Origin of the sequence: Metabacillus sp. KUDC1714 (assembly GCF_014217835.1) — a bacterium.
GTDB classification, from domain to species: Bacteria; Bacillota; Bacilli; order Bacillales; family Bacillaceae; genus Metabacillus; species Metabacillus rhizosphaerae.
In genome coordinates this window covers 2,626,594-2,640,210 of sequence record NZ_CP055263.1, presented here as the reverse complement: position 1 = coordinate 2,640,210, position 13,617 = coordinate 2,626,594, and the positions used below count along the sequence as shown (strand labels likewise).

The 13,617-nt window shown below is 35.0% G+C and carries 17 protein-coding genes and 1 pseudogene; 4 read left to right on the top strand and 14 right to left on the bottom strand.

Annotation, left to right across the window (positions count from 1 at the left end):
• Positions 1-358: 358 nt before the first annotated feature.
• The gene (locus HUW50_RS12610; protein ID WP_066337336.1) at positions 359-682 is read left to right on the top strand and encodes a YnfA family protein; all 324 of its coding nucleotides are present in this window, start codon (positions 359-361) and stop codon (positions 680-682) included.
• Between the two features lie 77 nt (positions 683-759).
• Here HUW50_RS12610 and HUW50_RS12605 read toward each other — a convergent pair.
• Both HUW50_RS12605 and HUW50_RS12600 read right to left on the bottom strand, forming a co-directional pair.
• A pseudogene (locus tag HUW50_RS12605) lies at positions 760-975 on the bottom strand (SpoVR family protein); the annotation flags it as partial.
• Positions 976-1,014: 39 nt separating this feature from the next.
• Entirely contained in the window at positions 1,015-1,512 is a 498-nt protein-coding gene (locus HUW50_RS12600; RefSeq protein ID WP_185653974.1) for a GNAT family N-acetyltransferase, read from the bottom strand.
• Positions 1,513-1,650: 138 nt separating this feature from the next.
• Between HUW50_RS12600 and HUW50_RS12595 the strand changes: the two genes are divergently transcribed.
• From HUW50_RS12595 to HUW50_RS12585, 3 genes are all read left to right on the top strand, one after another.
• On the top strand, positions 1,651-1,974 hold the full coding sequence (locus HUW50_RS12595; protein WP_066337061.1) for an ArsR/SmtB family transcription factor: 324 nt from the start codon (positions 1,651-1,653) through the stop codon (positions 1,972-1,974).
• Between the two features lie 265 nt (positions 1,975-2,239).
• On the top strand, positions 2,240-3,106 hold the full coding sequence (locus HUW50_RS12590; RefSeq protein ID WP_185653973.1) for a permease: 867 nt from the start codon (positions 2,240-2,242) through the stop codon (positions 3,104-3,106).
• An 18-nt stretch (positions 3,107-3,124) separates the two neighbouring features.
• Positions 3,125-3,271 (top strand): hypothetical protein, encoded by a 147-nt coding sequence (locus HUW50_RS12585; RefSeq protein WP_185653972.1) that lies wholly within the window; start codon positions 3,125-3,127, stop codon positions 3,269-3,271.
• 298 nt (positions 3,272-3,569) lie between these two features.
• On the opposite strand, the gene HUW50_RS12580 is transcribed toward HUW50_RS12585, so the two are convergent.
• The 12 genes from HUW50_RS12580 to HUW50_RS12525 form a co-directional block, all read right to left on the bottom strand.
• Positions 3,570-3,845, bottom strand: coding sequence for an adhesin (locus HUW50_RS12580; RefSeq protein WP_185653971.1), 276 nt, complete (start codon positions 3,843-3,845; stop codon positions 3,570-3,572).
• 21 nt (positions 3,846-3,866) lie between these two features.
• Positions 3,867-4,295 carry a protein-tyrosine phosphatase family protein gene (locus HUW50_RS12575; protein ID WP_185653970.1) on the bottom strand — a complete coding sequence of 143 codons (429 nt, stop codon included), beginning with the start codon at positions 4,293-4,295 and terminating at the stop codon, positions 3,867-3,869.
• Positions 4,296-4,309: 14 nt separating this feature from the next.
• Positions 4,310-5,257, bottom strand: a complete 948-nt coding sequence (trxB, locus tag HUW50_RS12570) for a thioredoxin-disulfide reductase (RefSeq protein ID WP_185653969.1) — start codon at positions 5,255-5,257, stop codon at positions 4,310-4,312.
• Between the two features lie 18 nt (positions 5,258-5,275).
• Positions 5,276-7,048 carry an arsenical pump-driving ATPase gene (gene arsA, locus HUW50_RS12565; protein WP_185653968.1) on the bottom strand — a complete coding sequence of 591 codons (1,773 nt, stop codon included), beginning with the start codon at positions 7,046-7,048 and terminating at the stop codon, positions 5,276-5,278.
• A 21-nt stretch (positions 7,049-7,069) separates the two neighbouring features.
• Positions 7,070-7,429, bottom strand: a complete 360-nt coding sequence (gene arsD, locus HUW50_RS12560; protein ID WP_066337101.1) for an arsenite efflux transporter metallochaperone ArsD — start codon at positions 7,427-7,429, stop codon at positions 7,070-7,072.
• Positions 7,430-7,523: 94 nt separating this feature from the next.
• Positions 7,524-7,943: an arsenate reductase (thioredoxin) gene (gene arsC, locus HUW50_RS12555; protein WP_066337105.1), complete on the bottom strand. Its 420-nt coding sequence runs from the start codon at positions 7,941-7,943 to the stop codon at positions 7,524-7,526.
• Between the two features lie 25 nt (positions 7,944-7,968).
• Positions 7,969-9,267, bottom strand: a complete 1,299-nt coding sequence (locus HUW50_RS12550; protein WP_185653967.1) for an arsenic transporter — start codon at positions 9,265-9,267, stop codon at positions 7,969-7,971.
• Positions 9,268-9,282: 15 nt separating this feature from the next.
• Positions 9,283-9,627: an ArsR/SmtB family transcription factor gene (locus HUW50_RS12545; RefSeq protein ID WP_066337109.1), complete on the bottom strand. Its 345-nt coding sequence runs from the start codon at positions 9,625-9,627 to the stop codon at positions 9,283-9,285.
• Between the two features lie 170 nt (positions 9,628-9,797).
• A complete protein-coding gene (locus tag HUW50_RS12540) occupies positions 9,798-11,213 on the bottom strand; it encodes a SpoVR family protein (protein WP_185653966.1) in 1,416 nt (471 codons plus the stop codon).
• 159 nt (positions 11,214-11,372) lie between these two features.
• Positions 11,373-12,233 (bottom strand): PHP domain-containing protein, encoded by an 861-nt coding sequence (locus HUW50_RS12535; protein WP_185653965.1) that lies wholly within the window; start codon positions 12,231-12,233, stop codon positions 11,373-11,375.
• 28 nt (positions 12,234-12,261) lie between these two features.
• Positions 12,262-12,975, bottom strand: a complete 714-nt coding sequence (gene phnL / locus HUW50_RS12530) for a phosphonate C-P lyase system protein PhnL (RefSeq protein ID WP_066337117.1) — start codon at positions 12,973-12,975, stop codon at positions 12,262-12,264.
• Positions 12,976-12,999: 24 nt separating this feature from the next.
• Positions 13,000-13,608, bottom strand: a complete 609-nt coding sequence (locus HUW50_RS12525) for a DapH/DapD/GlmU-related protein (protein WP_185653964.1) — start codon at positions 13,606-13,608, stop codon at positions 13,000-13,002.
• Positions 13,609-13,617 lie beyond the last annotated feature (9 nt).

Sequence of the window (13,617 nt, the reverse complement as noted above, 5' to 3'; positions counted from 1 at the left end):
CCTATTAACTAGATAGTATTTATCTTTCGTATTTTATGTAAATATTATACAAAATGTCTATAAGTCCAAATGAAAGTGAAATTGTAATGTCAAAATCGAAGAAGTCAAAGAGAGCAATACCGCTACCTCTGAAGAAAGTTTAAATGAGGACTTAAAAAAAGTTTGCTGTTCACAGCTGATGCTAAGAATGATTGCTGTTAGACAGCTAAGGTAGAATTGGTTTAAAATCGAAAGGTCTTGTTAAAACGGGACCTTTTATTTTATTTAGGTGGTTCATAAATTGGCATTTAGTTAGTAAAAACAAACTATACATGTATTTATTTCTTTAGAGAAAGAGAATGGTAGGTGTGGATGAGTGATTCTTATTATTACATTATTTTTATTAGCAGGACTAGCGGAAATTGGTGGAGGTTATTTAATTTGGTTGTGGTTACGTGATGGGAAACCATTTTATTATGGGATAGCTGGAGGTGTAGCCTTAGCATTATATGGGGTGATAGCCACCTTCCAATCATTCCCATCATTCGGAAGAGTCTATGCTGCGTATGGTGGAGTTTTCATTATTCTTTCAGTACTTTGGGGTTGGGGAGTTGATAGGAAAACACCTGATACATACGATTTGATTGGGGCAGTAATTTGCTTAATAGGAGTCTCAGTTATGCTCTTACCGTCAAGGGGATAACAAAATCACATGCTCCTTGTTCAGCGACATAGAAAGAAGAGCAATCCTTAAAATTAAGGATTGCTCTTCTTTCTATAGTTGATCTCGGACCGCTTCCCACTCATCTCTTCTGTTGGATTGTTATAGCGCTCCTCAATATCTTCAAAGATTTTTAATCCTAAATAGTAAGGATTAATACTAGTTTTAGATGGCTGAACTACACCTGCGTTTAATTTTGCAAATTCGATTGATTCATCAGATGTTAAATCAAGATCACGGATGATCCGTTGATGCCAATACGAAGCCCAGCCATCCTTTCGCAAAGATGTTCCTGTTAAATATTTTATTATTTATTAACTTACTCCTTGTATATCACTTCTTCTTTCGAGTAAAACAACATCTCTCCATGTACCATTTATCTTTCCAATTCGTTTTCTAATCCCTACTTCTCTGAATCCATTTTTCTTATGTAATGCCAAACTTGCTTTATTTTCTGGAAAAATCCCTGCTTGTAACGTCCAATACCCATCTTCTTCGCTTGCTTTGATTAACGCTTGAAGTAATGAATTCCCAATTCCTTTTCCTTTATCATTCGAATTAACATAAACACTTACCTCAGCAACACCTGCATATACACATCGGCCTGAAACAGGACTTAATGCTGTCCAACCTACTACTTGATTATCAATAGTAGCAATTAATCGGCAATTTGCTATATGTCCAGTATCCCAATCCTCCCATGTCGGTACTTCTGTTTGAAAGGTTGCGTTTCCTGTTGATATTCCATCTAAGTAAATTTTCATTACTTGATCCCAATGTTCTTTTCTCATACTTTGAATAGTTACGGTCATTTTTTCTACTTCCTTTCCATCAAAAAAACCCAAATATAGATAAAATCAATTTTTATTGATTAAATGAGTTGACAATAGAAAATATTGGATATATAGTTAAAATATCAAAAAAAATTGATTTAGAAAAGGTGTTTTTTCATGAATCAAGAAATTAACCTACAAGATGTATCTTTAGAAAAAGTCTTTGAAATGTATGAAGGAAAGTTTAAGGCCATCGCAGATAAAAAGAGACTGCAAATTATGAACCTCCTTACACAAAAAGGCGAAATAAATGTTAATGACCTAGCTCCAATGGTAAACATGACACAATCTAAGTTATCGTATCATTTAAAAATACTTTTGGATGCGAACCTCATTATTAGAGAGACTAGAGGTACATGGAATTACTACAAACTTAATTTAGATGAAGTGAACCACTTATTGTCAGCAGAACTCTGTTGTTTATTTAGACCTACTTGCTGATAAAAATTTTTAGGATAAATATCAATTTTTTTTGATTAATATATCAAAATAATTTGTTTTAGAAGGAGTGACATAATGTTTAATGAGTATGAATTTTATTTGCTTTCAAAATTAAAGAAGGAGGAAATGCTGGATTCCAATCTTCGAAAATCAAATACTTCAAAACAAGTTTTCAAATCCAATGTCAAAGCCGAAGCAAAAACGATACCTTTAGATTCAACACTTTGCTGCGAAATACCTTGCTGCTAAAAGGAGAAGATAAACAATGTGGATCGAGACATTAAAAGATTTTATTTATATCGCTTTAGAGTTAACAGTTTTATTTATTGTTATTTCCTTTCTCATTAGTCTTTTACAAGGGTATATCCCCTATGAAAAGATCGAGAAAAAGTTGGCTGGCAAAAATCGAATAGTAGCTGCTTTAGTGTCCATTGTTTTTGCCTTTATTACACCATTTTGTTCTTGTTCCACCATACCAGTAGTTGTAAATATGTTGAAAAAGAAGATGCCTTTTGGGATTGTCATGATCTTTTTATTTGCCTCTCCAATATTAGACCCAACGATATTAACCATTATGGGTGTGGTACTTGGTTGGAAGGTAACGATTATTTACACTGTTGTTACAAGCATTTTCTCAATCATTATTGGAGTTGTACTTGAAGCACTTGGCTTTGAAAAGTATGTAAAAAATGTTGTGATGTCTGGATATGAGGATAGCAACAAAAAGTTTAACCTTAAACTAGCCTTTAAAGAAACGATGGATTTAATGAAAAGTGTATATCCCTACTTAATCATCGGTGCAGCTATTGGTGCAATCATTCATGGATTAGTTCCGACTGAATGGATTTCATCTGTTTTCGGTGAAGATCATTGGTGGTTAATCCCAATAGCTGCAATCATTGGAATTCCATTATATATACGCCTTTCAAGTATGATTCCTATCTCACAAATTTTAATTATGAAAGGGATGGCGTTAGGTCCTGTTATGGCAATGATGATAAGCTCAGCTGGTGCAAGTTTACCAGAAGTCATTTTATTGAAATCTATTTTTAAAAAAGAATTAGTTGTTACCTTTGTATTATCTGTGGTAGCAATGTCCACAATTTCAGGCTTTATCTTTTATCTAATTTAAAGAAATGGAGATGTTCTTATGTTAAGTTTTTTCAAAAAAGGTTCTAAAAAGGATTCAAATTGCTGTAACGTGCAAATTGAAGAAGTAAAAGAAAGCAATACTTCTACTTCTGTAGAAAAGAATGTGTCTAGTACAAATGAGGACGAAAAGAAAAATTGTTGTTAGAAAAACAAAAAACAAATTGGTTGTAAGGTTTACTGATTAAATAACTTAGAAAGGTCTCATTAAAACGAGACCTTTTATTATTATTAAGGGGTTGTAAATCTTTTACTGTAATTCATGGAGGAACACTAGGAAAAAGTTATTTTCATCTTATATTATTTACACCATTTAGCCATCCATGATGCATATTATTTTTTACTTGTATCACTATAATGCCAGCGTCCTGACTTTGTAACGATTATCGAGAAAATTTTAACAAAGGAAGTCACTGACTCCCTTTGTTAAAAAATAAATATTTCTTTTAACAGCATTCACTAGCCCCTAATAAAACTAATCCTGTACCATTTTCATTTTGTTCTTTATCTAATGTTAATTCATCCGTTCCAGTAATTTGTGAATCGATAGCCACTTTGATTCCGTTAATTGATTTTACGATATCAGATTCCTCTGGTGCATCTAAAGAGATCGTAAATTGAGGACCACAGCACCCAGCAACAGAAGTAAGTCGAATTCCTTCTGCACCTTTTTCATTTAAAAAGTTTTCTAACAATTCTTTCGCTCCATCAGTAATTTTCATTACTTTTCCCCCTATACTTTATTATGCATTTGGATAGATTCTTTTTAACGTTTCTTTCATTTCTGGTTTTACATTAATCTTTGGTCGTGCAGTTTTTGCAATACCTTCTGCTTCTTCGATTGTCTTTGCTTTTCCTAAAGCTAAAAGTGTGCCAATTGCAACAGTACCTGTACGGTTACTACCTCCTTGGCAATGAAAATACACATTTTTCCCTTCATTATATGCATTTACTACATGATCAATCGATTTCTTAACCGATACATCCTGTTGATCAGCGTCATCCACAATTGGACTATGCACACGATTATACGGTGATTCTTCTTTTGGTGCCTCTGCTCTTAAATCATATGCTACATCGACCTTTTCATTTTTCATCACATCATGAATATCATCTGCACCACCGATATAAATACGATCTTTCAATAATTCATGGTAATTCTTTGTTGTCATATTAACTCCTCCTATTACAATGATTTGCTCCAATCATGAACTGCATTTCCTTCTAAATATCTTTCAGCATCTAGAGCTGCCATACATCCAGTACCCGCAGCTGTTATTGCTTGACGGTATTTTTTATCTTGTACATCTCCACAAGCAAAAACACCAGGTATATTGGTTTCAGTTGTTCCAGGTATAACGTTTATATATCCTGTTTCATCGGTATCAATTTGACCATTTAAAAATGATGTATTTGGCGTATGACCGATTGCAACGAAAATACCATCAGTTTGAATAATTTTTTCCTCATTGGTTTCATTATCTTTTACTTTTAATCCTGTAACACCATTTTCTCCTGCCGTTACTTCTAGCGGTGTTTGATTAAGTTCCCAAGATATTTTTGGATTCTCTTTTGCACGATCCTGCATGATTTTTGAAGCACGAAGCTCATTTCTTCTATGAACTATAACAACTTCACTTGCAAACTTCGTTAAGAAATTTGCTTCTTCCATCGCAGAATCTCCACCACCAACAATAATAACTTTTTTACCTCGAAAGAAAAATCCGTCACACGTTGCACAGGTACTTACACCTCTACCTATGTTCTCTTTCTCTCCTGGTATATTCAAAAGTTTTGCGGAAGCACCTGTTGAAAGAATAAGTGATTCTGTCTCGATTTCACCTATACCATTGACTTGTAAGCGATATGGTTTCTTAGATAAATCAACTTCAGTTACCCATCCTCTTTTAAATTCTGCTCCAAAACGCTCTGCTTGCTTTCTCATGTTATCCATTAGTTCTGGTCCCGTAATACCATCAATAAAACCAGGAAAGTTCTCAACCTCAGTTGTTAGTGTTAATTGTCCCCCTGGTTGATCCCCCTCAATAACAATAGGATTCATATTTGCTCTTGCTAAATAGATTGCAGCAGTTAACCCTGCTGGTCCAGTTCCTAAAATGATGACTTTCTCCATAGTGATCCTCCAAATATGTTATGATCTGACATACTCTTTGATTTCGTCATATCCTATCTTCTCTTCGCTAATCCAAGGAATGATGGCAGAACGAGTTGCTAATTCCTCGTTAACCTTTTGGATCCATTTTTTTTCAGATGAAGCTCTACCCATTAAAATAGGATCTTTGGTTTTTGTAGCAAATAAACTTTGATTAATTACCCACCATACTGGTTGAATTTCTGCACGTTTTAAATCCTCTTGAAGTCTCGCAGCTTCTAAAACAGGTGTAGTTTCAGCTAAAGTAACAATTACTACACTCGTTTCTTGTGGTTTTTTTAACCTTGGAAGCAATTTGCTCACACTTTCAGGTACTTCTCCAGTCGAACGAGCAAGTTCTTTATGGTAATTCTGTGCAGAATCTAATAACAACAAAGTGTGTCCTGTCGGTGCTGTATCAATCACGACAATTTCTTGTTCTGATTTTGCAACAACCTCGGCAAATGCTCGAAATACAGCAATTTCTTCTGTACAGGGTGAATTTAAGTCTTCTTGTAAGTAGGCAAGACCCTCTTCATCTAGCTCTTCACTTGCTTTTGAAAGAACTTCTTTCTTGTACTTTTCAACTTCCTCAATTGGATTAATGGCACTAATTGTTAGATCATTATTAATATCACTATTTTCAAACATGTAATGAATATGGGAGGCAGGGTCTGTTGTTGTTAAATGGACTTTATGTCCTTTTTCTGTAAGTCCAACTGCAATTGCTGATGCAACTGTTGTTTTCCCTACACCCCCTTTTCCCATGGTAAAAATAATTCTTTTGTTTGTGCTTGATAAATCATCAATTACATCATTTAGTCTATTTAAGGAGAGGTTGGAATCTAAACCACTTACCTCTTCTGACTCAGATAAAGAATACTGTTTAAATAAATAACGAAGGTTTTGAATACCTGTTAAGGGATAGGACACAAATGGTAACGAATAGATCGGCACTTGTTTTAATTCATTAGGAATTTGTTTCAATGCATTTTGCTGACGATGATAAAAAGCAGAAGAGACCGCATCGTCCGAAATATGAGTTTGTAACACACCATTCATAATAAGCGTTTGATTTGTTATTCCAATTCCCTTTAATTCAACTGATGCTCGCTTTGCTTCATTAATGGATGAAACTTCAGGTCTTGAAACCAAACATAATGTTGTTTTTATGGGGTCAGATAATACATCAACTGTTTTTGAATACAAATCTTTCTTTTCCCCCAAACCAGATAAAGGACCTAAACAGGAAGCACCATGTGTACTTTCTTCTAGAAATCCAGTCCATGCAGTTGGCAATTGGAGCAGTCTTAATGTATGTCCAGTTGGTGCAGTATCAAAAATAACATGGTCATACTCGCTTACAGTTGAATAATCTGCTAACAAATTTGTAAATTCATCAAAAGCAGCAATTTCAACCGTACAAGCACCAGAAAGTTGCTCTTCCATTGTGGCAACCACCGATTCAGGTAATTTACCACGGTATGGTCCTACTACCTTTTCGCGATAATTTATCGCAGCTTCTTCTGGATCTAAATTACAAGCAGAAAGATTAGGTACGTTTGGAACGAACTTAGGTGTATTCGTTAATTCAACTTCTAATACATCCTGTAAGTTTGAAGCTGGATCTGTACTGACCAGCAATACTTTTTTCCCTGCATCAGCTAAAGCAACAGCTGATGCACAAGCAGTAGAGGTTTTTCCAACCCCACCTTTACCTGTAAAGAATAAATATGGAGTCTCGATACTTTTTGGATTAAAAGGCTGATACATTATATCCCTTCTTCCCTTGTATTACAGTTGCTTTAAATCAATCGATAATTTAACCTTAGGTTTTTCTTTTAATTCAGCTGTCTTAACACCAAACCATTCGGAAAGTTCTTCGTTTGTTGGATATTCTCCTACTTTTTTAACTTGGTTATTAACTAGTGTTACAGGAAGTGCATCAGGACCCTTTTCATTTAGTATTCTGGTTATTTCATTATTCTCTGCAAACGCATTAGGTTCGCTTGTTAGATTGTATCGGTTAATTTCAAAACCCTTTTTTCCTAGAGAATAAACGGCTGATGCTACACGAGTTAATTCAGGATCAACACTTGGTCCACATACACCTGTTGAACAGCACATCGCAGGGTCAAATATTTCAACTTTCATATCTTTTCATCCCCTTTATTAAGATATAAGAATTTACTTATACATTAGTTAAAGTGAAAGCCGAGAGGGTTTCTCACGGCTTTCGTTTTTCTTATTATTCTCCAGTTTTTCCGAAACGTTCAATTCTTTCTCCAATTTCATCACGAACACGTTGGAAAAATGCCCATTTTTCTTCTTCTGTACCTTCAGCTTTTGCTGGATCATCAAAGCCCCAATGTACACGTTTAATATGTGGAGGAGTAACTGGGCAATTGTCTGCCGCATGACCGCAAAGTGTAACAATTAAATCAGCATTATTTAAAATTTCAGGATCAATCACATCAGATGTTTGATTCGAAATATCGATTCCTGTTTCTTTCATTGCTTTAACTGCATTCGGATTTAAACCGTGTGCTTCTAAACCAGCACTTTTCACTTCCCACTCATCACCTAAGTGTTTTTTCGCCCAGCCTTCTGCCATTTGGCTTCTGCAAGAATTCCCAGTACATAAGAAGTAAATTGTTTTTTTAGACATGTTAATTGCTCCTTTTTAAATAAGATTAATGGATGATAAGTAACCAAATATATAGACCAACAAGTGTAATAAATAATGTTGGGATGGTTAAGATAATTCCTGTTTTAAAGTAAGTACCCCAAGAGATTTTCACATCTTTTAATGATAAAACATGTAGCCATAATAGAGTGGCAAGTGAACCAATTGGTGTTATTTTTGGTCCTAAGTCAGAACCAATCACATTGGCATAAATAAGTGCTTCTCTTATTACACCAGTTGTATTTGTATCAGAAATGGCAAGTGCATCGATCATAACAGTTGGCATGTTATTCATGACAGAAGATAAAATGGCAGCGATAAATCCCATTCCCACTGTTGCTACAAATAAACCTTGATCAGCTGTCACTTGGATTAAATCTGCTAAAACATTTGTTAAACCAACGTTTCGCAAACTGTAAACAACTACGTACATTCCAATTGAGAAAAATACAATTGCCCAAGGTGCTCCTTTAACAACTGTTCTTGTGTTAACCGCAGGACTTCTTTTTGCCATAAATAGAAAGAAGATGGCAACAATACCTGCGATAAACGAAACAGGAATTCCAATAAACTCACTTGCGAAATATCCAACAAGTAATATACCCAAAACAACCCAAGACAATTTGAACATCTTTTCATCACGAATTGCTTCAACAGGTTTTTTTAATTGAGATATATCGTAATTACTTGGAATGCTCTTTCGGAAAAAGAGAAATAAAACCAAGATACTTGCACCTAAAGAGAATAAATTTGGAATGATCATTCTAGATGCAAACTCAACAAATCCAATTCCAAAAAAGTCAGCTGATACGATGTTAACTAAGTTACTTACAACCAATGGAAGAGAGGTAGTATCTGCGATAAATCCACTAGCTATAATAAATGGAAAGACCATTTTTTCACTAAAGTTTAAATTTCTTACCATTGCTAAAACAATTGGTGTAAGTATTAAAGCAGCTCCATCATTTGCGAAGAATGCAGCTACAATAGCTCCAAGAATACTTACATATACAAACATTTTAATACCATTACCTTTAGCTGCTCTAGCCATGTGGAGAGCCGACCATTCAAAGAAGCCAATTTCATCTAGTATTAGAGAAATAATGATAATGGCTATAAAGGCTAAGGTCGCGTTCCAAACAATTGATGTTACATCGATTACATCTTTAAAATCTACAACACCTACTAGTAAAGCTAATATGGCACCACTACAAGCAGACCAGCCAATTGATAATCCTTTTGGTTGCCATATGACTAGTGTAAGTGTGAGTAAAAAGATGACTGATGCTAAAATTACTGATGTCATTTGTTAACCCCTCCATTATTCACACGAGATTCGTAATCCTTGCTCCTCTAATTCTTTTATTCGATAATCTTGGTTAGGAAGGTGTTCAAGTATATTTTGAACTAGTGAATAGTAATCACTATTTTTATTTAACGAGTAGATGATCCACTGCCCTCTTCTCGTTTCTTTCACAATCCCTGCATCTTTTAGTTTACGAAGATGTTGACTAATTGCCGGCTGACTTGCTTTAAAGATTTCAACAAACTCACAAACACAACAATCATTTGAATCTAACATTTTCACCATTGTTAGTCTTGTTTTATCACCTAAAAGCTTTAGAATTGTTGCAGCCTTTTCTATTTCAATCGTAGTTTCTAGCATTTAATACACCTCCAATGATTATCCGTATATTAATATATAATAATTTACTTATATATTCAATAGAAATGATGTGTTTTTATTATTAGAAGCATCTTCTTAATTTATGCAGATAGACAGCTATAATTTTATACCATTAAAAAAGCCACTGAAATCTCAGTGACTCTCTCCACTTATAGATATTTTCTAGAAATACTTTTACCATCATACGTAAACAACACTGGCTTATCCTCTAGCACACTTTCCATATGAACTGGTCGCCCCCATAGCTGATACACATAAGGTAGAACCTTCTCCAAATACTTAAGATCCAACTCAATATCTTCAAACCAATGTTTTAAATAAAGCTCATTATTTTTCAAGTAGTCTCCATCATTTACAGTAATGTATGGAAATCCACCATTTACACGCATACTTACGAGCTGGTCTCGGACCGCTTCCCACTCTTTATCAACAATTTTATAATCACGCCCCTGTTTCTGGAACAAATACATATCTTCTCGCATGACAAGGTCCTTCGTTAAATAATTACGAATAAACGATATATCTGATTCAACTTCACGTACTTCAAACATTTTGTCTCGACCAGATCCTGGTGTTGCCCCAAACATTTTCATCTCTTCTGTTGGGTTGTTGTAGCGCTCCTCAATATCTTCAAAGATTTTTAATCCTAAATAGTAAGGATTAATACTAGTTTTAGATGGCTGAACAACACCTGCGTTTAATTTTGCAAATTCGATTGATTCATCAGATGTTAAATCAAGCTCACGGATGATCCGTTGATGCCAATACGAAGCCCAGCCCTCGTTCATGATTTTTGTTTCTAGCTGTGGCCAAAAATACAGCATTTCTTCACGCATCATCGTTAATATATCACGCTGCCAATCCTCTAGCTCACGACTATATTCCTCGATAAATAAGAGAATATCTTTTTCTGGAGATGGTGGAAGTTTACGTTTTTTCTTTTTAATTGAACGATTTAGATCTTGTTTTTGATCAAGCTTCCAAAGGTCATCATAAGGTGTGATTGTTTTCATCTCTTCTTCTTCGATATCAATATCATCAATTGTCCATGCAAGTTTCGGACGTACTAGTGAGGGATCAATATGCTCTTGAATAGAAAGAACAGCATCCAAAAATGTTTCTACTTCATGTCTTCCATACTCAATCTCATAATTTTTAATTCGTTCTGCTGTTGCTGCCATGCTTTCAACCATTTCTCGTTTTGTATTACTAAAACGAGCGTTATTTTTAAAGAAATCACAATGCGCTAATACATGGGCGACAATTAATTTATTTTGGATCAGGGAGTTTGTGTCTAATAAGAAGGCATAACAAGGATCAGAATTAATGACTAGCTCATAAATTTTACTTAATCCAAGATCATATTGGAGCTTCATTTTATGAAATTGTTTACCAAAGCTCCAGTGTGAGAACCTCGTTGGCATACCATATGCGCCAAATGTATAAATAATATTAGCAGGACAGATTTCATACCTCATTGGGTAAAAGTCTAGCCCAAATCCTTTTGCAATCTCAGTTATTTCACCAATTGCATATTCAAGGGCCTTTTGATCAGCATCTTTCATGGTCTCCCCCCTAAGCTATTCTTAACATAGTGTATGAGCGGTATTAGCGAAACATGAGGTTGTATTTTTCAGATGAATAAGTTTTTATCTTTAAAAATGAAAAATAACAAAATGAAAACCCTCCTCATGCATCTACATCAACATGGGAGGGTCTCGTTATTATTTCATTTGCAGAACTTTTTTTCGTTCAAGCAATTGATTGAAATGCTCAAAGCCAATACTTTTAGATCCAATGTAGTTATTTGAAGATTCTCCATAAAATCCATGAAAATCAGATCCGCCTGTTTGAATAAGATTCAATTTCTCAGCAATAGTTCTTGCTTTAATTTCATCTTTATTATCGTGCAATGGATGTAATACTTCTATTCCTTCAAGGCCTGCACGGGCCCACTCATCGACAGCTGAAAAATTATCAAATTGTCCAGGATGGGCTAGGACCGGAATTCCTCCCGCTTCTTTAATCACGCGAATGGCATCTAATACGTCAATGTAATCAATTGAAACAAAGGCTAACCCTTTTTCCTGTAAAGTTCCCCCTCTTTTAAATAGCTTTTGATATAGATCACCATAGATTTTGTCCGTATAGCCTTTGTTTAATAATGCATGCATAATATGTTGTTTATACACCCCAGTTCCACCTTCACATAGGGCATTAACCTCTTCCCATTTAATATCATATCCAGCATTTTTAATCAGTTTCACCATTTGCCATGATGCCTCATGCCTTTTGGCTACTAATGGTCCGCACAATTCAGCTATCGATGGATGGTTAGGAGTAATATACAAACCTAATATATGTGCACGTCTGTTTCGCTCGTAATCATAAGCAGAAATCTCGATTCCGGGAATAATTTCTACGCCTAAGGTTTGTCCAATTTGGATGGCTTGAAGAAGACCTTTTGTTGTATCGTGATCGGTAATGGCTAAATGCTTAACACCTTTGTCTTTAGCAAGCCCAATGACTTCCTCAATTGAAAAAGAATTGTCCGATATATTTGTATGACAATGTAAATCGATCATATGTAGATCAGCTCCATTAGAAAAATTTTCAAACAACCATTTTTTTGTTCAAGACACCATTTTCCAGATGATAATGTGAGTCTACAACCGATTCCATAAATTCAAGATCATGAAAGATACCAATCATACTCGTTCCTGACTGTTTGAGCTGTTCAATCATTTCTTTTACTGATCGTTTTGATGCCTCATCTAATGAAGCAGTTGGTTCATCAAGCAACAATAACTTGGGTTTTTTCACCATTGCTTGAGCTAAATTTAACCGAAGCTTTTCTCCACCACTGAATGTCTTTGGAAATGAATCCCACAATGATTCTGGTAAACGAAAATGAGCCAACATATTTTTTGCCTTTTCTTCTGCTTCATATGCACTAACTCCCATTTCTAAAATGGCATCCATGACAACTTCTAAAGCAGTCACTCTCGGCATCACATTAAGGAATTGAGAAACATATCCTATTTCCTTTTTACGTAATGCGATCATTTCACGCTCGGTAGCTGTGACAAGATCAATTGACCCATACTGATCAGAGTGAAAAATGAGTTTTCCTCCTGTCGGTAAATATGTACGGTAAATTGTTTTTAATATTGTTGATTTTCCTGCACCGCTTTTTCCTGTAATTCCGATAAATTCGCCCTCATTCAAATCAAAACTAATATTCTTACAGCCTACTACATGTTCCCCATGTAAATAATGCATAATGAATGTCTTTTCTAATTCCTTCATACTTAGCAGCTCTGCCATTTATTTCCCTCCTTTTTAACTACTTTACGAATATTTCAAAATGAAATTCTCTATATTATTGAGATCACTAAATCGTTCTTCAATCAGTCTTCTATCCCAATTCCACCATTCTATTCTCATAATCTTGTCTGCTACTTCCTCTGAAAACCGCCTTTTAATTGGCTTTGCAGGCACACCAACAGCAATGGTATAAGCAGGGACATCTTTTGTGACAACTGATCCTGCACCAATTACAGCGCCTGTTCCAATCGTGACTCCTGGCATAATAATCGCTCCATGACCAATCCATACATCATGTCCCACATTAACATGATGTTCTCTTCGCCAGTCAAAAAAATCAGTATCGTCATGATCTGCCAGATCATATTGAGTTAATCGATAAGTAAGATGATGTTGTGTTACTCTCCACATTGGATGATTCACTGGATTTATTCGAACATGAGAAGCAATTGAACAAAACTTTCCAATAGATGAATATATAATCTCTGCATCTCCTGCAGTGTAACTATAATCTCCAAAATATGATTCTTCTATTTTGGTATTTGGACCAATTTCAGTCCACTCTCCTATGAAACTATTTTCTACTTGTGCACTAGCATGGATTGTTGGTTTTACCCCTAATTGCTTTATCATATGACATAA